This window comes from Bradyrhizobium sp. CAR08, from assembly GCF_052871955.1.
This window is the reverse complement of record NZ_JBIXJX010000006.1, coordinates 140356-166328: the sequence shown is the minus strand read 5'-3', so window position 1 is coordinate 166328 and position 25973 is coordinate 140356. Positions and strand designations below refer to the sequence as shown.

The following is a 25973-nucleotide window of genomic DNA, read 5'->3' as shown; positions in this document are numbered from 1 at the left end:
CGCTCCTCCCGCAATATCAATGCAGCCGGCTTTGCGGCAGCAGCTTAACTCTCCCTGAAGGCGCGGTGGATCCGCAGCACCATAGGCTGCAGCAAATACTCCGCAAAAGTTCTTTCTCCCGTCTCGACGAACACCTCGACGGGCATTCCGGGCAACAACGACGAAAGGTAGTAAGCCGTCTGCGTTGTGGTAGTTAGCTCGAGTTCCGCCATGTACGTGGCCGCGCCCGTCTTCGGGTCATTCAGAGCATCTGCGGCAACCGCAACGACCTTCGCGTCTAGCATCGGTATTCGCCGGATGTTCAACGCGAGGACGCGCACGCGTGCCGTCTGTCCCACGTAAACCTCTTGCCGATCCGTCGGCTTCAGCGTTGCCTCGATGACAAGCCGGTCTTGGAGGGGGACGATTTCCAGAAGAGTTTCCCTGGGTGCAAGCACGGCACTGAGGTCCCTGCTGTTGAGGCCGACGACTTTTCCACTTTCAGGTGCACGCAACTCGGATCGAACAAGCTGATCGCGCAACGCGGCAATTCGATGTCGAAGATCTCCAATCTCTTCGCTGGTGGCATGCAACTGCTTTGCGATGTCTTGCTTCTGGTTCAACTCCAACTGCCGACGCCGATAGTCCAATTCGGCGATCTTTGTTCGTGCCTGCGAGATTGATGCTGCATTGCGGGCGATCTGCCCTTCCGTTTCAGCCTGACTACGTTGCAGAGCCAGTAAACGCGGCTTACGCGCGAGGCCCTTCGCGAGCAAGGAGCTCGTGTCCGCGATTTCTTCCTTCAGAAGGGCAAGTTGCTGCTCTGCCCCATTTGTGTCGCCTTCCAGTCCACGAATAGTGTCTTCAGATTGCAGCATCTGCTGATCGATCTGCTTTCGCTCGCCCTCGATCGCGGTCAACCGCGCCGCAAATTCCGCCTGCTGGGTTTGTACGGCAACGCCCGCGGCCGCAGCAGAGCTCGTTCGCAGTTCGTCCGGAAATCGTATTGTTTTTTTGCCGGCCTGTTCGGCGGTCAATCGCGCTTCCATCGCAAGGTCCGCGAATAATTTCGTCTCGAGCGAGCCAAGCATTGCCTCGATCTGCGTGGTGTCGAGCCGCGCAATAACTTGACCCGCCTGGACACGATCATTTTCCCTGACCTGGATAGACTTTATGATACCTCCCTGTAGATGCTGTACGGCTTTGCGCTTCGAGTGCACCTTGATGAAGCCGGACGCCACGACCGCGCTGCGGAGCGGAACGGTGGTCGCCCAGACGCCGATGCAGCAGAACTGCAGAATGAGCAACACACACCCCCACGTCACGATGCGCCGCATGTCGGAGCGTGGTTCGCTGAACGTTGCCCACCGATCGCCGGTCACCACTTGGCGGGACATGACGATGTTGCGACCTTGGTCTTGCGACGTCATCGACCTGCTCCTCCGGTCCTAAGCACGCGGGGCTCTGCTTCGCGGTGGACGTCGGTCGACTTTTGTATCGGTGTGACGTCAGACAGACGGAGCGGCAGAACCTTGCTCGGCGGACCAAACGCGAGCTGCATGCCATCTCTGAGCAGCAATACGGCATCTGCGATCGTCAGGAGGCGGGGTCTGTGCGTCACGATGACCAGCGTTGCGCCCCGCGCTTTGACTTCCAAAGCCGCAGAGCAGAGCGCTTCCTCACCCTCTGGGTCGAGGTTGGCGTTCGGCTCGTCCAGCAGCATCAACTTGCGGTCGCCGTAGAAGGCTCGCGCAAGACCGATCCGCTGGCGCTGGCCACCTGAGAGCTTGCTGCCGTCGCGCCCGATCTCGGTCTGATAGCCACATGGCAGGGACAAGATCATGTCATGCGCTTGCGCGAGCATCGCTGCCGAGGTGATGTCTTCGTCGAGCGCGCTTTCGTCGAATCCGGCGATCGCTTCTGCGACGGTACCGCCAACGAGCTGTACGTCTTGGGGAAGATATCCGATGAACTTGCCGAGTTGATCGGAATCCCAGTTGTGGAGAGCGGCGTGATCCAGTCGGATCGTGCCGCTACTCGGCGGCTCGAGGGCCGCCATCAGCCGCAGCAGGGTCGATTTCCCAGCCCCCGTCGGACCTATGACAACTACAATTTGTGAGGGTCGGCACTCAAAGTTTATACCTGCGAGAATGGGGCGTTTGGTTCCGGCGGGCCGGTAAGCTACGCGATCGATGACCAGCCGGCCGGACGGCATCGGAAGCAAGGTCTTTCTCTTCCGCGCCAACACCGGCGCGGCGGCGGCCTGGACTTGTGTCCAAGCTTCCTGCGCAGATGCGAGCGCGCGCCATGCCGAGATCAGGCTTTCCATGGGCTGGAGGGTGCGCGCGACCAGCAGTGAACTAGCAATCAGGCTGCCGGACAGCACTTCATTTTGGAGCACCAGCCAAGCGCCCGCTCCGATCGCGGCAATCTGCAGGGTTGTTCTGATCATGCGCGCGGCAACGCCAATCGCACAGATACGTTCACTGGCTCGCACAACGGGCGACAGTGCGTGATCGTTGAGCCGCATGAATTCGCGAACTGCGCCGAGAGTCCACCCCATCGCGCGCACGAGGCTGGCATTCCGGACGATCCCATCCAGGGCGGCCTGCGTCCGCAGGGCCGCTCCCGAGGCGTCGGCTGTCTCGGTGCGCGCGATCCGCCGGCTGATGATGCCCATCACAAGCAGAATTGCCGTCCCGACCAGAGCGATGGCGCCATACCAGGCGTGGAGGAAGAATAGAATGAAGATGAAAGCAGGGAGAAAAGGCGCATCGATGAGCGTTATAACGGTGCCGCTTGACAGAAAGGTCCTTAGCTCGCGGACCTTGACGAGATCGTGCGTCCTCCCATCGCCGCGACTTGCCGCCTCCACGATGGTGCCTTCGAGAACAATTGGTGCGACGCACCGCTCGAAGCCGACTGCGAACCGACTGAGGAGTCGGCTACGCAAGATATCGAAAGCGCCGCTAAAGACTAGGGCCGCTGCAGCAATCATCGTAAGGCCGACAAGCGTTTCAACGCTACCGCTGCTGATCACTCGATCGAACACCTCGATCGAATACAAGGGAACGACCAAAAGCAGTAGGTTCACTGAGATGCTGAAGGCCACGACCCACACGATTGCGGACCGCCCCGGGATCAATCCGAGCAGCGATCTCTTACCAGTGGCTGGGTTCTCAGGCGGACGCAAATACATGACCGGCAGGCAACTTTACCGACTGACTATTACAGAGCGGCGGGGCGGATCGGTAGCCGCCCCGCCGAAAGTGCCTCACACGACTTCGATGACCGTGGCTCCCGCGGCCACATTGATATCCTCGACCGTTGTGAATGGCGTTGCGCCTCCCGTGACGCCGTCGAGTTGAATCGTTCCGAAGCCGAAGTCGAGCACGGTATTGGTGCCATCGTCGCTGACTACGACCGAGTTTGGATCGAATCCCGGTGCAGCATCGACGTGTATCAGATCACCATCGGTGAGACTGAAATCTGTTATCTCGTCATTACCGAAGTTGGTGGTGGTGTTGTCACCGAAATTATAGGTATCGGCGCCCGCACCACCTGTCAGCACGTCGTCTCCCGTACCCCCGCTGAGGACGTCGTTGCCGTTACCGCCATTCAGCTCGTCATCGCCTGCGCCGCCGGCGAGAGTATCGTTGCCATTTCCGCCCGCGAGCGTGTCGGCTCCGTCGCCGCCGTTTAGAGTATCGTTGTTGTCACCGCCAGCAAGCGTATCGTCGCCACCATCGCCGTTCAGCGTATCATTGCCCGTGCCGCCACTGAGCTCGTCCGCGCCGTCACCACCATTCATGGTGTCATCTCCGGCTCCGCCCAACATAGTGTCGTCTCCGGCGTCTCCGAACATCGTGTCGTTACCGGCACCCCCATCCATAAGGTCGGCTCCGGCGTCCCCATGCAAGGTGTCGTTACCAGCGTCGCCGTTCAGCGTGTCACTGCCGGCGCCCCCATTCAAGACGTCATCATCGGCGCCGCCACTAAGCGTGTCATTTCCGAGGCCGCCGTTCAGTGTGTCATTTCCCTCGTTGCCGTTGATGATATCGTCGCCGATACCTCCGTTCAACGTGTCGTTCCCGAGACCGCCGTTCAAGGTGTCATTGCCGGCATCGCCATTTAGCGTATCGTTGCCTGCGTCTCCCCAAAGGGTGTCGGCTCCGGCGCCACCGTGGATGGCATCATCACCATCTCCGCCGTGTATGGAGTCGTCGCCCGCATCGCCAAAAAGTTGATCGTTCCCCAAGCCGCCGTCAATCGTGTCGTTGCCTGCGTTGCCGTGGATCGTGTCGAGGCCAGCATTGCCCGAGAGATTGTCGTCCCCGGCGCCGCCGCTGATAGTATCGTCGCCGTCGCCCCCGGCGATCGTATCCACACCGGCATTGCCATTCAGAGTGTCGTTGCCAGCGCCGCCATCGATGTTGTCGTCACCCGCACCTCCATTCACGACGTCGTTGCCGTCCAACCCGGTGATCGTATCGTTGCCTGCCAGTCCGTTGATCTCGTCGTCGGCTGCCGTTCCAGGAAGGATATCGTCGCCTGCCGTTCCATTGATGAGTGCCATGATTTCCGCTCCCTATTTCAAGGTTTCCGTGATGCGGGTAGGCTTGCTTTTGTGGTGCTTCGCTTGGGTGACCTCCCATCGTCCCTGTTGTACAGTTCGAGCAACGCAACCCTGAATGAAAATTGGGCAGCGTCGCAATCCCCATTTGGGGACAAAAGAATCGTTGAAGAAGCTGGGCGAGTGGCGCGACGGAGGTGGAGCGCCCAATCTGCCCTTTAGGGAAAGTCCTGGAACGCTCGGCCGCATCCGGCGGGACTTACGGCGCGCTGGTTTCGCGCCGACGATCTTTCCCTTGTTTCACGGAGTGCGCTTCGAAACGGCAGGGGGTACGCTGCGAAACGTTCGTTTTCCTAGTGGTCTCTCGTCTGCTCGTGGCCGACAATCAGCCCAGGATCCGGCCCCATGCTTCCGAACTAAATCGACCCCTCTTTCGTGACGCGCAAGCGACGAACGTAATACCCCTGTCGCTGGACGGTTGACCTAACCTCGTCGCTTACTTTGAGAATTCTTCGTCTGCTCTTGCGCCACTGATCCGCAGAGTAAGCCCCGGGTATCGCGGAGTCTGCGCTTAGAATGAGCAAGTCACGCTTCCAATTGAGATAGACATCAAACACTTTTCGCCTCACTGATTTTGTGGAAGTAAGAACGAAATATGTTTCGGTCATTCTGAGACCAGCTTACTACCCCGAAGAGCTGTGCGGGTTGCAGATGTGCAACGCTCCGCGACTCCTGCTTCAGAACGTGCCTAACCGGCGAACCCCGATTGAACGTTGTACTAGTGGTAGCGGCGGGCCACTTCGCCGGTCCCGGCTGCTTACCCTACGCCAACGCCCTGCTTGGCCAGCTTGACCAACCGGCGAACCTCATGCTCGGCCCATTCCTTGGTGTTTCATGGGGGCGATCGGCCTGCGCACCGTTGTGCCAGTGGTGCGGATGCTGATTTCGACAACGGTGCCGGTCTTGCGCGCTATCCTGCCCTCCGGTCATCTAAATGGATCACATTGCTGCCCGTGAGAAATGCGGCCCAATTCTTCATCAGAGCCCGCTGCTTTTCCAGCTTTTGGCCCCTCTGATCGGCGGCGGTGGTCTCGCTCTTGTACTTGTGGGCCAGCGCGGCCTCGCGGACGCCGTCGGGATAATCGGTGCATTCCTCCGCCCAGGTCGCAAACGTCGAGCGGAAGCCATGCACCGTCACGTGTCCGTAGCCTGGGCGATCAAGCACTGTGAGCATTGCGTTTTCGCTGAAGGGCGCCGCGTGATGTTCAAAGAGGGCCAGCCTAGGGGCCTTCGCGGCCCAACTCCGAGTCACTAGCCCCTGAAATTCCTTCCTCGCATTCAGGTAGAGTATAAGGCGCCGACGCAACGTTGGATCTGCTTCGATCGAGATAAGGGGCGGTCAGCAGCAACTGGAAGATGGCCCGAGCAGCCATGTATTGCGCTGCGGGCCGGCTTCTCTCGCTCCCGACAAATAGAACGTTTCCGCGTGGACCTGAAACAGACCACCGCCAGCCGCGGCCGCGCCGATGAATCCAAAGATCAAAGAGAGCAAAATCGCCAACGGTCATGGCGCGAGCACCCTGGGAATGGACACCTAAAATTTGACAGGAGACTTTACAGATCCGGCACCCTAACTTTCGCCTAAAGTCAGGGTTCTGAGTCCGGCCGAAAAATAGTTGAAGCTTAAAGCATCCGTCTGTACTCTAAGATCTTCGCTAGCGATCTATCTAGAATGCGACCGACTTGGTGTCGCATTTCCCACTCTGCGCTGTTTCACGGAAAGCGTGAACTGAATGTCACCAATCCCGACTGACAAGATCGCGCTCTTCATCGATGGAGCCAATCTCTACGCGACGGCGAAAACTCTGGGCTTCGACATCGATTACAAGCGCCTGCTGAAGGAGTTTCAGAGTCGCGGGACGCTGCTGAGGGCGTTCTACTACACCGCCATCATCGAGGATCAGGAGTACTCCTCGATCCGGCCGCTGATCGACTGGCTTGACTACAACGGCTACACCGTCGTCACCAAGGCGACCAAGGAGTTCATCGACGCCTCCGGCCGCCGCAAGGTCAAGGGCAACATGGACATCGAGCTCGCCGTGAACGCGATGGAGCTCGCCGAGCACATCGACCAGATGGTGCTGTTCTCGGGTGACGGCGACTTCCGCTCCCTGGTCGAGGCCGTTCAGCGCCGCGGCGTGCGGGTCACCGTGATTTCCACGATCGCGAGCCAGCCGCCGATGATCGCCGACGAGCTGCGCCGCCAGGCCGACGTCTTCACCGACCTCGTCGAGCTGCAGTCCAAGCTCGGCCGCGACCCGTCCGAACGCCCCGCCCCGCGTGATCGTGAAGCGCGTGGACACATGCCAAAAATCTTGCAGGAGCCGAGGGGAAACGACCCACACGACTAGATCCTGAAGGCGGCGCCCGCATTCCGCAAGCGCGGCTCGCGGTGGGCCTGTTTGTTACTTGAGATATCTTGGTGTCGGCTCGACGTCGCTTGCATGAAAGGGGTAGCATCCGGCATCATGTTTTTGCTGGCGAAGCGAACCTGCCTTGGCTCTGAAGAATCCCGACGCAATTGCCGTCATCGTGACCGCCCTCCGGCTTTCTCACGGCGACGAAGCTGCACGCGCCATGCTGGTCGGCGGCATGAGCCTGGCCCTGCTGATAGAGACGATGTTCTCCGCACCGATCGGGCGACGGGATGCCGTTCACAACATCACACGTGCGTTGGACGACTTCGCCATTTCGCCGGAACTTGGTCCGGTCTGGCGCCTTCGCTACGTTTACGAAAGTCATGGCCCGCTTCGCGTCGTCGATATGGAGATTGCGACGCCAACCGGTACGCTGTCCAGTAAAGACGTCTGGCTTCCTCTGCCCGTCTAGCTATCTCGCCACCTCTGCGATGTGGCCGGTGCTGTCGACGATTAGCAAGCGCGCGGTGCCTTCCTGGACGGCCTTGTAGGTCTTTATCTTCCGGCTGGTAGTTCCTGGATGTGCGAATAGCCGGCGGCGCGAAGCTTACCGATGATCTCCTCACACGTCAGGCAGAGCGCGGACGAGCATGGCCAAACCACCATGAGGGCAGCCTGACGAAAGATCGCAGCACTTGCCCTCCCTGCGCGCTCGCCGCCATCGGATGGCGCCTTAGCTTAACCGCCGACCGGCCCCGACAACGTCTCCAGGCCCGCCTCGATGGCCTCGATGTCCTGCTCGATCTGCGCAATCGACAACCTGCAGTCAAAGCCCGCCCAGGCTTTCAGGTCTCCGGCAAGGCGCCGGCGGTGCACCCTCAGCTCCTCAAGCGACTGGCGGTCTTTCAGACTCGCGTAGCCGTCCACAATCAACTCAATCGCACTCGACATGACGCTACTCCACAAAAACAATTCGGATCTAATCGGATGAGCTTAGTGCAACTTGAAAGGTTGGCGCAACTTCTACGCTGGCTTAAACACCCAGGTCCCTTTTTGGCTGCGAACGCTCAACCAAGCTTTCGGCAAATAGGTCAAGATCATTGACGGGCTGGCAAGGGAGTGGACGCGGTCCTGAGGCAGTGAGCCTGACGTATTGAAATCTGCAATTTACCGGTGGTAGTGTCCTACTTTTACTACTCGCGCTATATGCTCTGACGCCATCCTGATAGTGCTTTTTTGTGCTGGGGAGGACATTTATGCGAGGCTCTCGCGCAATCCTTTACGCCGAACGACTTAGCGAACTCACGTCTCAGCTCTCAGAATTGGAAGATCTTCGAGGTCTGGTCGAAGAAGCAGAGCGCCGCGCCCGCGGTGTGCCCCCAATACGCTTGACACATCCTGCTTCGCGCCGCGTTCGACGTCGTGAACGGTGCGCTATGTCTGTTCGCCTCCGTCGCCACGCGCCACTAAGCCGGAATGCAAAAGCTATCGGCCCCCCTGACAATGACAACCAAGTCGATTGGACTTTGCTGGAATCATTCCCCGACGGATGGTGGGCTTCCTCCTAAAAAGCTAACCAAGCGCTGACCTTGATGAAGAGATCGATCCAATGCCGGTGGGCTACCCACCTTGCGTTCGCCCTTCGGTTGCGATTGGATCGTCATTTTAGGATTTAATCCAATGGCGATCCACCTTACTCGTGGCGAAGGTTCTCAGGGACGAGCTATCTTCGAGGGGCATTCGATCATTAACCGCCGAAGAGTCCGAGGCGATTGCTGCTCGCATCTTCGAGCGGATCACTGAGCTCGAGCTGGAACTTGCTGCCCGGGGCTTCAACGTCCCCGCGAGCGGCGATGACCGGCCGACGTGACGAGCCGAGGACCCGCTACGGAGGGAGCTGGGGCGCACAAGGGCGCAACTCAGCCTTGGCCAACGCACCGCGTGGCTCGGAAACGCCTGCGGCTATCTCGGCAACGGGCGGGACAGGCACTGCTACACTCCTCGCTGGAGTTTTGAGTTCCATTGCAGCAAGCACTCCCACACCCAGTGGGATGAGGAGGCCCAACAACATCATTCTCAGCATGATGCCTCCGGCTTGAAATGGCGCCGGTTAGAATTCTCCGATCTAATGAGGCAACTTGGCGGCGGCCGACCTGACAACGCGCCCCACGTGCAGAGCGTTTGCCGACAGGGTTACAGCCGCTCCAGAAAATCCGCATTGCTAGACCGCGGAACAGGCTTCGTCAGGCTTGGTCGCGGCATCGCGATCGTCTCAAAGTCTTCTCGAGCTTGCTGTCGTACTGCCCGTCCTTGCCCTTGGCGTCATCGAGTTCAAAGCAGCCGCTGCCCTCGGCTTTCTTTTCCATCTCAGTCCGTGCAGCCAAGGACTTCCAGGGCAACTTGATTTCTCAGCCTGCCCCGGTACCACGGGTGTGTCAGCAACTGCGAAAGTGCTGTTTGCAAGTGCAGTAGCGAAGCCCGGTGCTCCTGCGGACGATTGAAGGCCGCACCTGGCTGAAATCAGCCTTCGGGCGAATGCCCGCTTCCCCCCAGAGAGGGCCGTTCACAAGCGTGACTCCCTGCTCGCCGTGCGCACTGATAAGGTTTCAGCAATTTCCTTATCAGTTCGCGAAACTGCTCCATTTGCGACAAGCCATATCGGTTGCCGACTGACTGCTGCGCTCACCAACCCCACTTCGTCTCGGACTCGCTAAATGAGCCCTATCTTCCAGGCGACTCCGCAGGCTAGGAGATTGCGCGCGCGTCTTGCTGTTCCGTGACACCGTTCATTCAATGGGCGCGCGCCGGGTGTGCCAGTCCGTCACCGACTGGAAGGCATGACCAGCGCGGGCAAGCACATCCTCGGACAGATGCGGACCCACCAACTGCATGCTGAGCGGCAGGCCGTCGGACGCCATCCCGTTCGGCAGTGTGATTGTGGGGCTGCCCGAGAAGTCGAACACTGCGGTGAAGCGGAGGATACTGAGCAGCACGTTCGGATCGGCACCGTATTCGCCCATCTTGGTCAGCGTTGGGATCGGCACAGGCATTGTCGGGATCAGCAGCAGGTCGATATCGCCGAACAAGGCGGCGAGACTGCCGCAAAACTTCAGTCGCTCATGATGGATCTGCGCGATTTCGACACCGCTCATCGACCTGCCCTGCTCGATCAGCTGCGCCAGATCGGGGCCGTATTCCGATTTTCGCGACGGATAGGTCTCCAGGTGCGCCTCCGCCGTTTCGATCGAGCACATCGGGATCCACATGCTGACAAGCTTCTCGTAGGCCGGGAACTTGACCTCGCGGATATCGGCACCGAGCGCGGCCAGCGTGCGTTCGGCTTCCAGCAACGCAGCGACCACCTGCGAATCGATCCCGTCCTGGATGTAGCTGCGGTCCACGCCGATCCGTACGCCCCGGATGCCGTCACCGATACCGGCCAGATAGTTCGGCACCGGCGCCTGCAGGGCCGTGGAATCATTCACATCGGCGCCCGCGATGACGCCAAGCATAGCGGCGGCATCGGCCGCGCTCCGGCACATCGGCCCGACATGGTCGAGCGAGTCCGCCAGCGGAAACACGCCGTGACGGCTGACACGTCCCCAGGTAGGCTTGATTCCTGTCAGTCCGCAGGTTGCGGACGGAAACCGGATCGAGCCGCCAGTATCAGTGCCAATCGAACCGAAGCATAGGCCCGCCGAGGTTGCCGCGCCCGATCCACTTGAGGAAGAGCCGACCCAGTAGTCGACGCCCCAGGGATTGAGAGGTGCCTCGTCGTTCGGATGATGACTGGTGTAGGCGCCCTCAGTCATCTTCAGCTTGCCGAGTATGATGGCGCCGGCATGCTCGAGCCGGTCCACGATGGTCGCGTTGAAGGGCGGGATAAATTTGGCGTGCATCGTCGTGCCGCCCGCGGTCGGCGCAAAGGTCGTGTAGCAGAGATCCTTCAATCCGATCGGCACGCCGTGCAGCGGTCCGCGCCAGATGCCTTTCGCTAGCTCGGCGTCACAGAGCTTCGCTTGCGCCATGGCGCGCTCAGCGAGAACGAGTGCGTAGCTGTGGAACTTTCCATCGAGCTTGTCGATCCGGCTCACCATGGCCTCGGTTACCTTCGAGGGCAGCAGCTCGCCCCGGCGGGACAGATCGGAGAGCTCGATAATCGATTTGTAGTGAATTGGATCTGCTGACATTTGACAGCCTTCTTGTTGTCGAAAGCGGCTTAGGCCACCTGCGCCGCAGCCGACGCGGTCCGGTGACCATTGGGCTCTCGATGCTTAGAACTGCACGCCGCGCGTGAGGGCCCCATCGACCACGAGGTTGGTTCCCGTGATGAAGCTCGCCGCCTTGCTGGCGAGGAACACCGCGCCGTTCGCCATCTCCTGTGGCGTGCCCATGCGGCCGGTAGGGTTCAGCGCCAATGCGCTCTTGTACAGCTCGGGATTGCCGTCCTTGATCTGATTCCAGACACCGCCCTCGAAATAGGTGTTGCCCGGCGACACCGAATTGGCGCGGATGCCTTTGCCGGCAAGCTGGAAGGCGAGTCCTTGCGTGTAGTGAATGATCGCGGCCTTGAACGTGCCGTAGGGACCGCTAGCGAAATCGACCTCGCGGCCCGACACGCTGGAGATGGTGACGATCGCGGCGGCCTTGCTCTTCTCCAGAAACGGCATCGCCGCATTGACCAGCCGCACAGTGCCCATCATGTCGGTGGAGAACTCCTTCTCCCAGCTCTCCTCGTCCTGCCCGATCGACAACGCGCTGACATTGGCGACGACGACGTCGACGCCGCCGAGCCTGGAGGCCATATCCTCCACCCAGGCCTTGAGCGCCGGGCCGTTGGAAACGTCGACCGAGCTGCCGAACGCGGCGACGCCCTTCGCCTTGATCGCGGTGACCGCGTTGTCGACGTCGGCCTGGTTGCGCGCGCAGATGCCGACATTGGCGCCTTCGGCCGCAAACGTGTCGGCGATCGCCCTGCCGATGCCCTTGGTGCTGCCGGTGACGAGAACCTTCGCTCCCTTGAGTCCCAGATCCATGTCCATTCCCTCCCTATTGACGACTTGAAAACATGCCATGTGGCCATTCAGAGTAGGAGCTGCTCGCGAACATTGTCCTCGTTGACCTCGCCGCCTGCCAGCGATTGCGTGATCTTGCCCTTCTCCATGATGTAACAACGCTCGGCGATCGCCAGGATCGTGTCGAGATTTTGCTCCACGAAGATAATCGTGGTGCCGAGCTCGTTCCGAAACGACCTCAGCGCCTCGCAGATGTGCTGGACGATCGAGGGCTGGACACCCTCGGACGGCTCGTCCAGGATCATCAAGGACGGATTGCCGATCAGCGCACGGCCTATGGCGAGCTGTTGCTGCTCGCCGCCCGACATGGTGCCTGCGGCCTGCCGCCGGCGTTCTTTCAGTCTCGGAAAATACTCATAGACGAGTTCAGGCAGCTTCTTGCCACCGGGACCGCCAATCAACTCTCCCACCTGCAGGTTTTCCTCGACAGTCATCTGCGGAAAGACATCGCGTCCCTGCGGGATGTAGCCGAAGCCTGCCCTCGCCCGCGCGTCGGCTTCGAGCCTTGTGATGTCCTGCCCCATGAAGCTGATCGTGCCACGCCAGGTCTGCAGCAAACCGATCAGGCACCGCATCAGAGTCGATTTGCCTACACCGTTACGGCCGATCACGCCGACGATCTCGCCGCGCGAGACCGACATGGTGACGCCCTGCAGGATCGGCGTCGCACCGTATCCCGCCCACAATTCCGATACGTCGAGAATCTGGTCAGTGGGATTGGGTTTAGTGAGCATGGGTCTTACCGAGATAGATTTGCGCGACCTTTTCGTCCTGCAAAATGCCTTTGAGATCGCCGCGCGCGAAAATCTTGCCGAGATGCAACACCGTGACGCGCTGGGCAACCTGACGCACGAAGGCCATGTCATGCTCGACCACAAGCACCGTCATGCCTTCGGCATTGAACGACTTGATCAACTCGCCGGTCTTGAACGTTTCATCCGGAGACATGCCGGCGGTCGGCTCGTCCAGCAGCAAGAGCTGAGGCTTCAGCGCCAGCGCCATCCCGATCTCGAGCCATTGCTGCTGGCCATGCGACAGCGCACCCGCGAGCTTCTCGCTGTCCGGCCCGAGGTTGAGCAGAGTCAGCAGGCGATCCTCCTCGGCGATGCGTTCCGCACCGGATAATCGCCCCTGGAGCGCAATCCGGATGTTTTGCCGAACCGGCAGCTCCTTGAACACGCTCGGAGCCTGCATCTTGATGCTCATGCCCCGCTGCACGCGCGCATATGGACGTTCAGCCGTGATGTCGACGGTATCGAACAGTATGCTGCCTTGGCTCGGCGGGTAAAGACCCACGATCAGCTTGAACAATGTGCTCTTACCGGCGCCATTTGGTCCGATCAGGCAGTGGACCTCGCCGGCGTTGACCGTTAGGTCGACGTCGGAGACTGCGGTCAATCCGCCAAAACGCTTGGATACGCCTTTGACTTCAACCAGCGCCATGATCAGGTCTCTTCCGATTGCAAGCGACCAGCCTCCGCCATGACGGCGCTCTCTTTGCGCCGCCGACGCCCGCTCCACCAGTCGGCAGCAAGCTTGCCGATGCCGAGCACAAAACCCTGCGGCGCCAGCATCACCGTGGCGAGCAGCAGCGCCCCCATCAACACGAGTGCGGCCTGCTGGCTGTAGACCGTGATGGTCTGAAAGCCGAACAGCAGCAGGAACGATCCGACCAGCGTCGCGGTCAGATCGCTCCGTCCGGAGAAAGCCACCCATATGATAGGCATCGCCGCAGCAGGCAGACCGATGCTGGACGGCGTGATGAACTGCCCCCATGACGTGTACAACGCGCCGCTGAGGCCCGCGAGGCCGCTGCCAATCACAAAAGTCAGCAGCTGATATTTTCGGACATCGTAACCTAGCATCTCGGCACGCTGCGGGTTTTCCCGCGTTGCCACGATGACGTTGCCTATGCCCGAATTCACCAGCATGCGCAGCGCGAGGTAGACGATCACGATCAACGCGATCATGACGTAGTACAGCGTCGATCCCTCGATAAACAAGTCGCCCACGGTCAGCGGGTCCATGCCCTTCATGCCGTTGAAGCCGTTGAGCCGAGCCGAGCCTATGTGCCACTCCGGCCCTGCAGTTTGGCCAAGGAAGAAGGCGAGCACGAGGGTCGCGGACAACGTCACAATACCGAAGAAGATGCCGCTGATACCGCCCCAAATCATGAAATAGCCGAGGATGCCCGCCGCCACCATCGCTAGGACAACGGAGAGCATCAGCGCGACGATCGTTGCTGTGCCGCCGCCCATGTTGATCGCGAGCACGCCATACCCGTAGCCGGCGATGCCGAAGAACAAGGTCTGGCCGAACGATAGCATGCCGCCATAACCCCACATCAAGCATAGGCCGAGCGCCATGAAGATCCAGATCAGAAAGTAGGCGAAATTGCCAACGTCGTAGGAATCAGCGAACAGCGGATATGTCAGCGCGCCCGCGAGCACGACAAGGAAGCTGGACCAGAAGACCTTGCCACGTCCGAGCGTCTGCGGACCTTCCAGCAGCTTCAACATCACGATCCCCTTTAGCGCCCACGACGAACTAGAACACTGGAGAGTCCCTCGGGCAGAACCCGAATGATCAAAATAACAGCGACTAGCATGCCAATCTGCCCGATGATCTGGCCGTAGCTCGCGTTCAGCGCCATCCGGATCATGGCCAGCAACACGGCCGCTGGCGCTGTTCCGAGCAGCACGTTCGCCCCTCCGATCACGACTGTGACAAAGCTTTCGACCACGAAGGTCGCTCCCATGGTCGGGATCAGCGTCATGGTTGGTGCGTAAAGGGCCCCGCAAAGCCCGGCGAGACCAGTGCCGATTCCGAAACTGATCGCATAGATGCGGCCAGTGCGCGCGCCCAGCGCCTTCGCCATGGCCGCATTCTGCATCGTCGCGCGCGAGATCACGCCGAATCGCGTCTTCATGAAGATGATGTAAAGACCAGCCAGCACCGCTACCGCGCACGCGAACAGCACCAAACGATAGGTCGAAAACGTATAGCCACCGATCGCAAAACTTCCCTCGGGCGTTCCGATGCCCCGCACCGCAGAGCCTACGGTCAGAAGCATCGATTGCGTTACGATCAGACTAAGGCCCCAGGTCGCGAGCAGCGAGTCCAGCGGCCGCTTGTAGAAGCGCCGCACGACCAGGAACTCGACGAGGACACCGATGAGCCCCGCCGTGAGCGCGGCCAGGATCTGCGCAATTGCGAGCGGAACGCCCAGATTCACAAGGCCGACGGTGACATAAGCGCCGCACATGATGAACTCGCCATGCGCCATGTTGATGACGCCCATCATACCGAACACGATGGCAAGACCTGCAGCCGAGAGAATGAGGAACGCGAACACGTCGGCGAACTGATAGAATACCGAGAATACTTCAGCCGACATCTTGGTCCCTCTGTCGATCCCGGCGCCGCATCGTTGCGGCGCCGGCCCTGTCCAGAACGCAACTCTCAATACGAGCAAAATCCGTGCCCGTCAGGCATCACGATTTCTTCGGGAGATGGCTCGGCGTGTATTGGTCCTTGTCGTTCCTCTTGGTGAGATCGCAACCGATTTCGCTAAGCCAGTACGGCTGGATCGTCCCATAGTCCTTCTCAACCTTCACCTCATGCTTCGGCCCGACCGAGATCAGACGCATGCGGTGCGAGGTGTGCTGGCTCTTCGGATCGATGCACACCTTGCCTTCGGGAGCGTCGATGCATGCATCGCCGGTCGCGATCACCTTGCGCATGTCGTCGAGCTTGATCGACTTCGCTCTCTCAACCAGCGCCTTGTACATATAGAGCGCATTATAGGCATTGTAGCCCATGTCGTTGATGTAGAGTTCGTCAGGGAATTTCGCATGCCAGCGCTGCTTGAACTCGGTCGCTTCCGGCGTGTCGATCTCCTCGAACCAATTCGCAGTCGCATGCATGTTGTTAAGCGCAGGCGGCTTGAACCGCTTGTGCTCGAAGCCGAGCATGACCTTGATCGACGATCCCATCGGCAGATTGAGGTTGGCCGCAGCCGCCTGCTCGAAGAATGAATCCTGCGCAGCGCCGACATTGATCGTGAGTAGCCAATCCGGCTTCGCTTTCTGGATGTTCTGGATCGTCTGCGCGAACTGCGACACGCCGAGCGGGATGAACTCCTCGCCTACGACCTCGCCGCCGAGATCCTTCATGATCTTGCGGTTCCACTCGGCCGAGATTTGACCGAAATTGTAATCAGCGGCGATGACATAGACCTTCTTTCCGAATTTCTCGACCATCCATGGAATCAATGTTGAGAATTGCTGCTCCGGCACTGCGCCCATGCTAATCATGCTGGCGTCACAGACGCCGCCTTCATACTGATTGGTGTAGAAGTACGGTGTCGAGGTGCGATCGACGATGGGACGTAGCGCCTCGCGAGAAGCCGAGGTGATGCCCCCGATCAGAACGTCGACCTTGTCGCGGTTGAGCAGTCGACGGCCGAACTCCTGATAGCGCGCATTGTCGCCCTGCGGATCAAGGTGAATCAGCTCGATCTGTCGCCCCAGGATGCCACCGCTTTTGTTGATCTCCTCGACTGCCAGCTGCGATCCATGCAGCTTTGGCATTCCCATGAAGGCGAGGTCGCCGGACACGTCCTCGAGCAGACCTACCTTCAACGGCGGTTCCGCCGCCCGACCAACACTCGCGCCTGCCACTGTACCGAGCATGGCGCCAAGCAAGACCATTCTGAGCTTACGTCCCGAATTCATCGTGCTATCTCCTGTTCTGAAAGCGTCTGGATGTCATGGCTTGAGGTAATTCTTCAGGATCGATGCCCCCATCGTGTATTTTGGATCGACCATGTTGCCGAGCCGCATGCGGCCGGCTTGGCTGAGCAGCATGTAGGCGTCGATCTCGTCGAAGCCGTAATCGGCCGCCATCCACCGCACGAGTTCGCGATAGGCGATACGCGCCGCGTCCTCAAGCGGACGCGCGCTGCCGATCGTCATGATGAAGTCCTTCGTCTCGAGCCGCGGCCAGGCGAAGCTCCAGTTCTTGATCAGGTCGACCTGCAACGTGACGGTTGCGCGCTGCTCCAGCGCCACGCCTGAGAGCTCACCGTCGCCCTGCGTCGCATGGCAGTCGCCGACGTAAAGCATCCCGCCCTCGGTATGCACCGGGAAATAGATGATCGCTCCGGGAGCGACATCGGGCAGATCCATGTTGCCGCCGTGGTAGTCGGGTTGCAACGACGAGATCGCCTCGATCTCCGGAGAGACGCCGATTGTGCCGATGAACGGCTCGTAGGGCAGCGTGATCTTATCGTTCCAGCGCACGCCGTTCCTGTCGACATGCAGCTTTTTCACACGCTCCGGCAGCGGCGGATTGAGCAGCGCCGTCGAGCTTGTTCCAACCAACCCCCCGAACTCCGGAATAATGCAGGTCGTTCCGGCCGGCTGTTCACCCCGCGTCTCGACATCGCGGATATAGATTGCAAGGCAATCGCCCTTCTTGGCGCCTTTGACGGCAATCGGTCCGCATTGCGGGTTGAGATAGGGGAAGTTCAGTTTGGCCGTGGGGCTGTCGCTCTCCTTGGTGAGCACGCCGCCGAAGGCGTCTTCCGTCTGGACGACGACCACCCCGCCCGGATCGATGGACAAGGTCGGGTTGGCATAGGGACCGTAGACGTAGTGGAAGCCACCTTGTTGCTCGATGGTCAGACTATGCGTCGCGCCGATCGCACCCTTGGCGACTGCGCGTTCAGCCATAATGGATTTCTTCAACCAGTCTTCGGACATGTGATCGGCTCCTCAGCTCAGATCGGGGGATGACGCTTGTGCCAGTCGGTGACGCGCTGGAACGCATCGCCTGCGCGAACGAGGCCGGCCTCATCGAAGTGACGGCCGACGAACTGGAAGCCGACCGGACCGCCATTTGCGGTGAAGCCGCCGGGCAGCGTCACGGTCGGGCTTCCCGTCATGTCGAACGGACACGTGAAGCGGAGTAATCCAGCGATGAGAGAAGCGTCCTCGCCGAGGGCCGCCATCTTGGCGAGGGTTGGCGCCGCGAATGCCTGCGCCGGCACCGCGAGGAGATCGACCGACTCGAACAGAAGGCGGACGGCGCCGCGAAACGCCTCGCGGCGAAGCACGATCTTTTGATAGTCCATGCCGGACTGCTGCCGGCCGAGATCGAGCAGGCTCGCGAGCGCCGGGCCGTACTCGTCCTTGCGTGCGGGATAAGTGTCCTCGTGCGCGACGGCCACCTCGATGCCGCAGAGCGGGAACCAATCGTCGATCACCGCCTTCGGATCGGGAAACGTGACCTCCTTGATCTTCGCGCCGAGGTCGGCCGCCACACGCAACCCCTCAGTCAACACCATGGCCGCATCGCCGTCGGCGCCTTCGCTGGTCCAGCGCCGGTCGACGCCGATCGTCACGCCACGCAGGTCGCCGGAGAGACCAGCGAGATAGTCGGGCACGGGCAGCGGGACCGACGTCGTGTCCTTGGGGTCCTGACCCGCGATCACGCCGAGGATCGCGCCGCAGTCGACCGCGCTCCTTGCCATCGGGCCGATATGATCCAGCGTTGCCGCAAGCTCGAACGCGCCGTACCGACTGACTCGTCCCCAGGTCGGCTTGAGCCCGGTGATGCCGTTGGCCGCGGACGGAAAACGGATCGATCCGCCGGTATCGGTGCCGAGCGAGCCGAAGCAGAGCCCTGCCGCGGTGGCGACGCCAGAGCCGCTCGAGGACGCGCCGGGCCAGAGATCCGCGTTCCACGGATTTTTCGGCGGGTCGATCTTCGGGTGATGATCGGCGTAAGCGCCTTCGGTCTGCTGCAGCTTGCCGAGAATGATTGCGCCGGCTTCCTTCAACCGCGCCACGACAGTTGCGTCCTCGGTTGGACGAAAGTCGCGATGGATGGTCATGCCGTGCGCGGCGGGCGCGCCCTTCGCCCAGCAGAGGTCCTTCACCGCCACCGGCACGCCGTGCAGCGGCCCCCTGATCTTGCCGGAAGCGATTTCCTTCTCGGCCGCCGCCGCTTCGGCGAGCGCCGAGTCGGCCATTACATAAGCAAAGCTCTTGAGCTTGCCGTCGAGCTGCTCGATCCGCCCGAGCATCGCTTTGGTCGCTTGGACCGGCGATAGCTCCTTCGCCTGGATCTTCCGCCCGACGTCAACGAGTCCTAGATAGTGGAGATCTGTTGTCGCCATCGCCTATCACCCTCCCACTCGATGTGACACACGGTCGTCTTCACGCATGCGCTATCCTCACGGGCGACGCGGACGCATCGCCAGCTTCCCCGGCGGCAAACGAAAAAAGCCACCCGTCCCTCCCGAATGAGGCGACGAATGGCTCAAATGCCGCGGCTATGATCTATCGCTTAGGGTCCACAATCGAACGAAGCACTTAGTGCAAAGAGCTGGACGTCATCGGCCAGATCGGCGCACGCAAGGTTCGGCAGGTAACCCCTAGGAGAAAAGTCTAAGTAACTGCCTATCGCATTGTCAACGATGCTCTCTGCCTAAATTTCGATAGTGCTGCGCAGCAAACCGGCAGGCTACTTGCACTGCCATCCCCGATGATGATTTCATTGTCGCGTCGCACCACCGAAAGTCGGCAATGACAAAATCGTCTGTTCCCGTTGGCATCATCTGCTCGCAGTCCGGGCCCTATCAGGCCATGGGCCGCGAGATCCTCAAGAGCGCCATAATGGCGGTCGACGAGATCAACAATCAGGCGGAGTTTGATTTCTCGATCGCTCCCCATATACGCGATCCCCACGGCGTCATCTCGGAGTATCATACGGTCTGCGACGACCTCATCCGCAACGTCCGCGTCGAGCACATCATCGGCTGCTACACGTCGGCATCGCGCAAACAAGTGCTGCCCATCGTGGAGCGCACCGATCGCCTACTCTGGTATCCTGCGCGCTATGAAGGCTTCGAGTGCTCCGACAACGTGATTTATGTCGGCGCTTCTCCAAATCACAACGTCTTGCCGCTCGTCCAATACGTGCTCGACAATCTGTCACGGGAGATCTTCTGCGTCGGCTCCAACTACGTTTGGACTTGGGAGACAAATCGCGTCACCCGTGAACTGGTCAGCGCGGCAGATGGCCAAATCCTCGCCGAACGGCTGCTCGAACTCGGCGAAAGTGCCGTCGATCACATTGTCGACGAGATCGTTCGTCGCAAACCGCCAGTCGTGTTCAATACGTTGGTCGGAAGCTCGAGCTACGACTTCATCCGCGCCTTTCACGCCGGCACCAAGGCCGCGGGTCTGGCGATTCCCATGTTGAGCTGCAGCCTCTGCGAGCCGGAACTCGCGATCATCGGACCGGCATCGGCCGGCTGCATCACGTCGTCGGCCTATTTCGAGAGCATCCGCCTGCCGGAGAACCGCGCGTTCGTCGCGCGCTGGAAGGCGCGGTATGGTGACGACAGCAGCCCCTCCGTCGACGGGCAATCCGCCTATGTTGCGGTCTATTTGCTGGCGCGCGCGCTGCAGCGCGCGGGCACATCCGACATCGCCGAGGTGCGGCGCGCCGCGGCAGGCTATCGCTACAATTCGCCGCAAGGGCCGGTCTGGATCGACGGCGGCAACAATCACTGCGTCCTTACACCGCGGTTGGCCGTATCCAATCCGCACGGCCAATTTGATATCTTCTGGGAAGCCGACGCGCCCGTTAAGCCTGATCCTTACCTGACGCAGCTCGACGTTACGGTCAGCCCTTCGAGGGAGATCTCGGTGGGCGGCGCATTGCCGAACGCGCCGCATTTGCGGGTTGTGAAATGAGCAGACCGTCTTCGTTTTCGCTGCGCGGACGCAAGGCGCTCGTTGCCATCAAGGACGAACGCGATGCAACCATCGTGCGACGGCAGTTCGAGCGTCTCGGGATCGCGGGTGTCGCATGGATGCCGGGTGAGCCCGTCGGCTTCGCACCGGACCTGTCGCTGATCGATGACGAGTTCCTACCCTTGCTGCAGCCGACGCAATGCGCGTACCTGGCGCGGTCACCTGTCATCGCACTGGTCGGCACCGAGACCCCAAGCCGCCTGAAGTTGGTGTTCGAGCTCGACCCAGCTTCGTTCCTCATCAAGCCGCTGCGATCGGCCGGCATCTATGCAGCGCTCGTCATGGCATTCGAGCGAAACGAACGCACAAGCGAATTGAAGCAACAGATCGTCAAACTCGAGCAGCGCTTGCGGTCACGTCGTGTCGTACTTGCCGCCGTTCTCCAGGTGATGCATTCGCATGCGCTTGCCGAACCTGCCGCCTTTGCGCTGATCCGAAAAGCCGCCATGGAGCAACGCAAGACGATCGAAGAGCTTTCGGCAGAGATTGCGGCAACGGGCATGCTCCCGCGCGCAACAGGTTAGATCGCCTTCTGCGGGCGGGCGTGGCAGGCCGCAATCTCCTGTGCCCGCTGGACTCCTTGCTGTTTGCATCGTCACATCAAGAAGATGAGCCGTAGCACGCGCATCGCATAGCGCTTGATAAGCTCTCAACTGATTGGCACCATCGGGCAAACTCTGTTTCGGCTTCTGGCCCCCTAAGTGACATTCCAGCGGTTTTAGCTGCGGTCTGCTATTCGGGCGAATCAGGCATCCACCTCCCGTCCAGCGCCCAACTGATAAGCTTTTGCGTATTATCTTATCAGTTGGCCAACTGACGCCGTTTCGTATGAAACGCTATCCGTCAGCGATCTGGATGTCTGCCTTGCCTCAAATAGCACATCGCAGCTGCACCTCACGGAAGGTCAGCTAAGGGGTCACAAACGGCGATTCTAGACGAGCTTTCTCATGTCCGATCTATGCCCGAGAGGCGACGTTGCGATGGCCTGGCGGCCCTTCGAGCTAACGGCCAGAATGCATCAAGTCGTGTTTTGTCTCTTTGGTGCGGATGATCGACTGGCAATGCACGACGGACGCTGTGCGCCTGTTCAGTACCCGGACGCCGCCCAATCGGCTGTGACGGCCAGTGTGTCAGGAGAGACCCTGGTGTTGCGAATTTAAAGTTTGAATGAACTCCGCTGGGGGGAGAGCGACATGTTATTCTAGTCCATAGTATCTATTTTGATTGTACAGGAGACCGGATCATGATTCCTCAAGATCGGTTTCGCAGCCTCTTTCATAAATATTTGCTCGCGCTTTTCGTGGCTGTCGCTATCCCGCTGGCCTTCAACGGCGTTATCGAAGGATGGTTCGGCTATCGCGATCAGCGCGATAGGCTTGATCAGTGGCTTGGTCTCCAATCGGCATCTGCGGCTGCCGAAATACACGATTTCATCCACGGTGTCACAACTCAGCTTGGATGGCTGGTTCAGCTTCCGTGGACTGAGGAGCCCGACGAACGCCGGCGAACCGACGCGTTGCGCCTCCTTCGACAGGCGCCCGCCATTACTAGTCTTACGCTCCTCGACGGCAATGGTCTGGAGCGTCTCTACATCTCGCGGATCGGCCTTAATCGAATTGAGAGCCGCGCCGATCGATCAGCCGATCCCGCCTTGGTCGGTGCCCGGGTAGCTCAGGTCTGGTTTAGCGAGGTCAGCTACAATCGAGGCTCCGAACCGTACCTGACGGTGTCGATTGTCGGCAATCGACCGGCTGTCGGCGCTGTCGTCGCCGAAGTCAACCTCAAGCTGATTTGGGACGTGATCTCCGCGATCAAAATTGGAAAAACCGGCTACGCCTTCGTTCTGGACCGATCGGGCCGTCTAGTCGCCCACCCCGACATCAGCCTCGTTCTGCGCGGGGCAGAAGAAGCAACCTCCGAACCTTTCCGCGCTATACGGGACGCTATAGGGCCGGGACGGGGTTTCGCAACGAGCCGGGATGCACAGGGGCACTATGTTGCTGCTAGCGCGGCTCCCGTACAGGGCCTCGATTGGACAGTCGTGGTCGAGCAGCCCCTATCTGAAGCTTACGCGCCGCTCTATGCCGCCCTATGGAGGACGGTCATGCTTCTGGCAATGAGCAGCATACTCGCAGGCATTCTGGCCTATGTACTGGCGGACCGGATGACGGTGCCGATTAAATTGCTCGAGGAAGGCACGGAGAGGATTGGTGCCGGGTCCTTTGACTACCGCATCTCGATCCACACCCGGGATGAGTTCCAGCGCCTCGCGAACAGTTTCAACCGAATGGCTTCCGAGTTGGAGCAGGCACAACAGCACCAGGAGCGCATAACCAAGCTCAAGCGTTTCCTTGCCCCCCAGGTCGCCGATCTCGTCGATAGAGCTGGCGACGACAGTGTGCTGGACGGCCGCCGTACGGAAGTCGTCGTTGTGTTCTGCGATCTGAGAGGTTTCACCGCGTTTTCAGCAGGAGCTGCGCCTGAGGAGGTCATGAGCGTACTGTCGGAGTACTATGAAACCCTCGGCAGGGTCATTGCGGAATTTGAAGCAACGCTGATTAACTTCTCTGGAGACGGACTGATGGTCCTGGTGAACGCACCTGTCCCCATCGAAGAGCCTGCCTTAAGAGCAATCGATCTCGCCATTGACATGCAAAAGAACGTGCAAGCCCTGATCGCCGGCTGGCGATCGCATGGCTACCACGTTGGTTTCGGAGTCGGCCTTGCTAGCGGGCCCGCCACAGTCGGCCGGATCGGCTACAAGGACCGGCTCGACTACACCGCCATTGGCAGTGTTGTGAATCTCGCTGCCCGACTGTGCGCATCTGCCGCAGACAAGGAAATTCTGATCGACGCCGAAGTCGCATCAGCTGCCAAGGGCAAGCGGCCCCTTGAGGAGCTTGGGGACCGCAAAATCAAAGGATTCGACGAAGCTATTCCGATCTTCAGGATATCCTTCAGCTGTCTGTAGCAGAGCCTGACCGCCGGATGCCTGCACAATCTCGTCGAGGACTGTTTGGGCATTCAGGCTATGCTCTGGCAATCGGCCGACGGCGCGGGATCGTAGCCATGAGGTGCACCAACTCCAGAGCGGTAATGCTACGAAGACGTGCCAAGCGGCGTGATGTCCTGCTTCTGATGGTAGGTGTTGCGACGTGGGCAACTAAATCGTTTGCGCAGAAACCTTCTGTGCCCGTCATTGGCTATCTTTGTCCGGAATCGCCCGAGCTCTTTGCCACCAGACTCCAGGCTTTTCGGCAGGGGCTTGCAGAAGCCGGCTTTGTCGAGGACCGCAATGTAAGAATCGACTATCGATGGGCCCTCGGTGAGTATTCTCGATTGCCTGCGTTGGCAGCCGAACTGGTCGCCCGCAATGTGGATGTCATCGTGGCACCTGGGGGCGCCCCCGTGGCACTCGCCGCAAAGGCTGTGAGTTCGACCAAGACAATCGTTTTTGAGATGGGCGGCGACCCCGTCCAGCTACGGGTGGTCGATAGCTTGTCGCGGCCGGGCGGAAACATCACGGGAGTTTCGAGCCTGAGTGTCGACGTTTCGCCAAAGCGGCTTGAACTTATGTGCGACCTGGTGCCCACGGCGACGAAACTGATGGTTGTCGCCAACCCGACAAGTCCGACCGTACAGTCACAATTGCAGAAGCTTCACGCAGCTGCAGGCACCTTGGGCGTTCGATTGGATATTTTGCACGCAAGTAAGGAAGATGAGTTTGAAGCGGTGTTCGATACCGCGGCTAGGGACAGGGCAAGTGGACTTGTGTTTACCTCCGATCCCTACTTTGCCTTTCGCAGTTCGCAGTTGGCTCATCTCGCGACAAAGTATCGTGTGCCCGCGATCACACAGACCCGAGACTTTCCCGTTGCTGGAGGTTTGATGAGCTATGGAGGAGATTTCATGCAATCGCATCGGCGCGCGGGGCTCTATACTGGAAGGGTACTGTTGGGGGAAAAGCCTTCTGATCTTCCAGTCCAGCTTGTTACAAAGGTGGAGCTCGTTATCAACTTGAAGGCGGCCAAACTGCTAGGCCACGCATTCTCCTCTGCATTCGTTGCCGGCGCAGATGAGGTCATCGAGTAAACGACGCGGTCCGGCTGTCGTCGGCTCTAGCTCATAGGCCATCTTGGACGGCAAATTGTTCGTGTCACCTTCACGAAGTAAACCTTGCGCCGCTCCGAGCTACAGTCAGCATGAGCCAACGTGGCGATCCGCCGATTCACACAAGCCTCTGAAACAAAGACCGTCCGACGACGGCCTTCCGACAAGTTGTTTCAGCCAGGCGATGCGTAGACGGTCTACTTTCCGTCGACGGACTATCGCCCGGGATTTCGCCTGACCGGAGACTTGGCGCGATCAGCTGGCTAAGGTCGCGCTTCAAGAATCATGTTGAAAGGGGTCTCCGTAGCCCGACGCGCGCTGGAGAACCCGCCACTGTGGATGGGCCAATCCGCGCATCGACCATTGTTGCAGCGGTCAACAATTACGTTGATGAATTTCTATCGTGATGACAAGCAGCGGAACAAGCCACAAGGCGATAACCACGGTACAAGCTTATCCAAAGCTTGATACACAAAGCGCTCTTTGCGGGTGCGTCGCCCGACGGCTCACTAAGGCATCATCTACTCATGGAATTGGATCTGGAACTACAAAAAGGATCGAGAATATTTTGGTAGGTACTACGAGAGTTTCTCATCACAGGTTGACAGTCCGCCTTCCGCTGCAGAAAAACTGATCTACGAGGGATTCAAAAATACTTACGGCGCCGAAGCCGCACCTCGGAAAAGAGCTGGACAACGCCGGGAGCAAAGGCAGACGGCGCCACCTACTGGGAGCTCGGCCTTCCAGGTCCGAGAATTCGTGGTTCATTCATCGCATGGTGTTGGCCAAATTCTCGCAATCGAGAAGCAAGAAGTCGCCGGTATCGAAGTTGAGCTCCATGTCATAGATTTTAAGCGCGATAAAATGACGCTGAGAATTCCCTCGGCGAACTTATTAAAGGTTGGGATCCGCAGACCTTCTGAACCGAATGTCGTGCAGCAGGCGCTCGAGTTGCTGGCGACTGGCTCACGGCAAGCGCCCACAATGGAGG

At 59.8% G+C, this 25973-nt stretch carries 21 protein-coding genes and 1 pseudogene; 7 read left to right on the top strand and 15 right to left on the bottom strand.

Going from position 1 to position 25973, the window contains the following annotated elements; genetic code table 11:
- Positions 1 to 44: 44 nt before the first annotated feature.
- The 4 genes from ACIPUD_RS14950 to ACIPUD_RS14935 all read right to left on the bottom strand — a co-directional run bounded on the left by ACIPUD_RS14950 (position 45) and on the right by ACIPUD_RS14935 (position 5786).
- Positions 45 to 1409: an HlyD family type I secretion periplasmic adaptor subunit gene (locus tag ACIPUD_RS14950; RefSeq protein WP_446480973.1), complete on the bottom strand. Its 1365-nt coding sequence runs from the start codon at positions 1407 to 1409 to the stop codon at positions 45 to 47.
- Complete coding sequence (locus tag ACIPUD_RS14945; protein ID WP_446480972.1) at positions 1406 to 3178, bottom strand: type I secretion system permease/ATPase; 1773 nt, start codon at positions 3176 to 3178, stop codon at positions 1406 to 1408. Before ACIPUD_RS14945 ends, ACIPUD_RS14950 begins: the two co-directional genes overlap by 4 nt.
- A gap of 75 nt (positions 3179 to 3253) precedes the next feature.
- Positions 3254 to 4555, bottom strand: coding sequence for a calcium-binding protein (locus ACIPUD_RS14940; protein WP_446480971.1), 1302 nt, complete (start codon positions 4553 to 4555; stop codon positions 3254 to 3256).
- Positions 4556 to 5522: 967 nt separating this feature from the next.
- Positions 5523 to 5786, bottom strand: coding sequence for a hypothetical protein (locus ACIPUD_RS14935; RefSeq protein WP_446480970.1), 264 nt, complete (start codon positions 5784 to 5786; stop codon positions 5523 to 5525).
- Between the two features lie 559 nt (positions 5787 to 6345).
- Here ACIPUD_RS14935 and ACIPUD_RS14930 point away from each other — a divergent pair.
- On the top strand, positions 6346 to 6963 hold the full coding sequence (locus tag ACIPUD_RS14930; protein ID WP_446480969.1) for a LabA-like NYN domain-containing protein: 618 nt from the start codon (positions 6346 to 6348) through the stop codon (positions 6961 to 6963).
- 145 nt (positions 6964 to 7108) lie between these two features.
- Complete coding sequence (locus ACIPUD_RS14925; protein WP_446480968.1) at positions 7109 to 7441, top strand: hypothetical protein; 333 nt, start codon at positions 7109 to 7111, stop codon at positions 7439 to 7441.
- 266 nt (positions 7442 to 7707) lie between these two features.
- On the opposite strand, the gene ACIPUD_RS14920 is transcribed toward ACIPUD_RS14925, so the two are convergent.
- The 11 genes from ACIPUD_RS14920 to ACIPUD_RS14870 form a co-directional block, all read right to left on the bottom strand.
- Positions 7708 to 7920: a hypothetical protein gene (locus tag ACIPUD_RS14920; RefSeq protein WP_446480967.1), complete on the bottom strand. Its 213-nt coding sequence runs from the start codon at positions 7918 to 7920 to the stop codon at positions 7708 to 7710.
- A gap of 1292 nt (positions 7921 to 9212) precedes the next feature.
- Complete coding sequence (locus tag ACIPUD_RS14915) at positions 9213 to 9335, bottom strand: hypothetical protein (RefSeq protein ID WP_446480966.1); 123 nt, start codon at positions 9333 to 9335, stop codon at positions 9213 to 9215.
- A gap of 420 nt (positions 9336 to 9755) precedes the next feature.
- Positions 9756 to 11159 carry an amidase gene (locus ACIPUD_RS14910; RefSeq protein ID WP_446480965.1) on the bottom strand — a complete coding sequence of 468 codons (1404 nt, stop codon included), beginning with the start codon at positions 11157 to 11159 and terminating at the stop codon, positions 9756 to 9758.
- A gap of 84 nt (positions 11160 to 11243) precedes the next feature.
- Positions 11244 to 12005 (bottom strand): SDR family NAD(P)-dependent oxidoreductase, encoded by a 762-nt coding sequence (locus ACIPUD_RS14905; RefSeq protein ID WP_446480964.1) that lies wholly within the window; start codon positions 12003 to 12005, stop codon positions 11244 to 11246.
- Between the two features lie 47 nt (positions 12006 to 12052).
- Entirely contained in the window at positions 12053 to 12778 is a 726-nt protein-coding gene (locus tag ACIPUD_RS14900; protein WP_446480963.1) for an ABC transporter ATP-binding protein, read from the bottom strand.
- Positions 12768 to 13487, bottom strand: coding sequence for an ABC transporter ATP-binding protein (locus tag ACIPUD_RS14895; RefSeq protein WP_446480962.1), 720 nt, complete (start codon positions 13485 to 13487; stop codon positions 12768 to 12770). Before ACIPUD_RS14895 ends, ACIPUD_RS14900 begins: the two co-directional genes overlap by 11 nt.
- A gap of 2 nt (positions 13488 to 13489) precedes the next feature.
- Complete coding sequence (locus ACIPUD_RS14890; RefSeq protein ID WP_446480961.1) at positions 13490 to 14563, bottom strand: branched-chain amino acid ABC transporter permease; 1074 nt, start codon at positions 14561 to 14563, stop codon at positions 13490 to 13492.
- Positions 14564 to 14574: 11 nt separating this feature from the next.
- Entirely contained in the window at positions 14575 to 15441 is an 867-nt protein-coding gene (locus ACIPUD_RS14885; RefSeq protein WP_446480960.1) for an ABC transporter permease subunit, read from the bottom strand.
- A 97-nt stretch (positions 15442 to 15538) separates the two neighbouring features.
- Positions 15539 to 16780, bottom strand: coding sequence for an urea ABC transporter substrate-binding protein (locus ACIPUD_RS14880; RefSeq protein ID WP_446480959.1), 1242 nt, complete (start codon positions 16778 to 16780; stop codon positions 15539 to 15541).
- A gap of 33 nt (positions 16781 to 16813) precedes the next feature.
- The gene (locus ACIPUD_RS14875; RefSeq protein ID WP_247523509.1) at positions 16814 to 17809 is read right to left on the bottom strand and encodes an acetamidase/formamidase family protein; all 996 of its coding nucleotides are present in this window, start codon (positions 17807 to 17809) and stop codon (positions 16814 to 16816) included.
- A gap of 17 nt (positions 17810 to 17826) precedes the next feature.
- Complete coding sequence (locus tag ACIPUD_RS14870) at positions 17827 to 19227, bottom strand: amidase (protein ID WP_446480958.1); 1401 nt, start codon at positions 19225 to 19227, stop codon at positions 17827 to 17829.
- Between the two features lie 409 nt (positions 19228 to 19636).
- On the opposite strand from ACIPUD_RS14870, the gene ACIPUD_RS14865 reads away from it, so the two are divergent.
- The 5 genes and pseudogenes from ACIPUD_RS14865 to ACIPUD_RS14845 form a co-directional block, all read left to right on the top strand.
- Positions 19637 to 20812, top strand: coding sequence for a transporter substrate-binding domain-containing protein (locus ACIPUD_RS14865; protein ID WP_446480957.1), 1176 nt, complete (start codon positions 19637 to 19639; stop codon positions 20810 to 20812).
- Entirely contained in the window at positions 20809 to 21396 is a 588-nt protein-coding gene (locus ACIPUD_RS14860; protein ID WP_446480956.1) for an ANTAR domain-containing response regulator, read from the top strand. Before ACIPUD_RS14865 ends, ACIPUD_RS14860 begins: the two co-directional genes overlap by 4 nt.
- A gap of 719 nt (positions 21397 to 22115) precedes the next feature.
- The gene (locus tag ACIPUD_RS14855) at positions 22116 to 23843 is read left to right on the top strand and encodes a cache domain-containing protein (RefSeq protein WP_446480955.1); all 1728 of its coding nucleotides are present in this window, start codon (positions 22116 to 22118) and stop codon (positions 23841 to 23843) included.
- Between the two features lie 167 nt (positions 23844 to 24010).
- Positions 24011 to 24964: an ABC transporter substrate-binding protein gene (locus ACIPUD_RS14850; protein WP_446481122.1), complete on the top strand. Its 954-nt coding sequence runs from the start codon at positions 24011 to 24013 to the stop codon at positions 24962 to 24964.
- Positions 24965 to 25498: 534 nt separating this feature from the next.
- Positions 25499 to 25885, top strand: a pseudogene (locus ACIPUD_RS14845) (CarD family transcriptional regulator); the annotation flags it as partial.
- Positions 25886 to 25973: the final 88 nt, after the last annotated feature.

What these genes read in the sequence shown, in the direction of transcription:
- ACIPUD_RS14865 (WP_446480957.1), top strand. Translation starts at nt 19,637, where the DNA reads ATGACAAAATCGTCTGTTCCCGTTGGCATCATCTGCTCGCAGTCCGGG.
- ACIPUD_RS14930 (WP_446480969.1), top strand. Translation starts at nt 6,346, where the DNA reads ATGTCACCAATCCCGACTGACAAGATCGCGCTCTTCATCGATGGAGCC.
- ACIPUD_RS14890 (WP_446480961.1), bottom strand. Translation starts at nt 14,563, where the DNA reads ATGTTGAAGCTGCTGGAAGGTCCGCAGACGCTCGGACGTGGCAAGGTC.
- ACIPUD_RS14855 (WP_446480955.1), top strand. Translation starts at nt 22,116, where the DNA reads ATGATTCCTCAAGATCGGTTTCGCAGCCTCTTTCATAAATATTTGCTC.
- ACIPUD_RS14935 (WP_446480970.1), bottom strand. Translation starts at nt 5,786, where the DNA reads ATGCTCACAGTGCTTGATCGCCCAGGCTACGGACACGTGACGGTGCAT.
- ACIPUD_RS14950 (WP_446480973.1), bottom strand. Translation starts at nt 1,409, where the DNA reads ATGACGTCGCAAGACCAAGGTCGCAACATCGTCATGTCCCGCCAAGTG.
- ACIPUD_RS14905 (WP_446480964.1), bottom strand. Translation starts at nt 12,005, where the DNA reads ATGGATCTGGGACTCAAGGGAGCGAAGGTTCTCGTCACCGGCAGCACC.
- ACIPUD_RS14870 (WP_446480958.1), bottom strand. Translation starts at nt 19,227, where the DNA reads ATGGCGACAACAGATCTCCACTATCTAGGACTCGTTGACGTCGGGCGG.
- ACIPUD_RS14900 (WP_446480963.1), bottom strand. Translation starts at nt 12,778, where the DNA reads ATGCTCACTAAACCCAATCCCACTGACCAGATTCTCGACGTATCGGAA.
- ACIPUD_RS14885 (WP_446480960.1), bottom strand. Translation starts at nt 15,441, where the DNA reads ATGTCGGCTGAAGTATTCTCGGTATTCTATCAGTTCGCCGACGTGTTC.
- ACIPUD_RS14920 (WP_446480967.1), bottom strand. Translation starts at nt 7,920, where the DNA reads ATGTCGAGTGCGATTGAGTTGATTGTGGACGGCTACGCGAGTCTGAAA.
- ACIPUD_RS14895 (WP_446480962.1), bottom strand. Translation starts at nt 13,487, where the DNA reads ATGGCGCTGGTTGAAGTCAAAGGCGTATCCAAGCGTTTTGGCGGATTG.
- ACIPUD_RS14850 (WP_446481122.1), top strand. Translation starts at nt 24,011, where the DNA reads ATGGTAGGTGTTGCGACGTGGGCAACTAAATCGTTTGCGCAGAAACCT.
- ACIPUD_RS14860 (WP_446480956.1), top strand. Translation starts at nt 20,809, where the DNA reads ATGAGCAGACCGTCTTCGTTTTCGCTGCGCGGACGCAAGGCGCTCGTT.
- ACIPUD_RS14940 (WP_446480971.1), bottom strand. Translation starts at nt 4,555, where the DNA reads ATGGCACTCATCAATGGAACGGCAGGCGACGATATCCTTCCTGGAACG.
- ACIPUD_RS14915 (WP_446480966.1), bottom strand. Translation starts at nt 9,335, where the DNA reads ATGGAAAAGAAAGCCGAGGGCAGCGGCTGCTTTGAACTCGATGACGCC.
- ACIPUD_RS14880 (WP_446480959.1), bottom strand. Translation starts at nt 16,780, where the DNA reads ATGAATTCGGGACGTAAGCTCAGAATGGTCTTGCTTGGCGCCATGCTC.
- ACIPUD_RS14945 (WP_446480972.1), bottom strand. Translation starts at nt 3,178, where the DNA reads ATGTATTTGCGTCCGCCTGAGAACCCAGCCACTGGTAAGAGATCGCTG.
- ACIPUD_RS14910 (WP_446480965.1), bottom strand. Translation starts at nt 11,159, where the DNA reads ATGTCAGCAGATCCAATTCACTACAAATCGATTATCGAGCTCTCCGAT.
- ACIPUD_RS14875 (WP_247523509.1), bottom strand. Translation starts at nt 17,809, where the DNA reads ATGTCCGAAGACTGGTTGAAGAAATCCATTATGGCTGAACGCGCAGTC.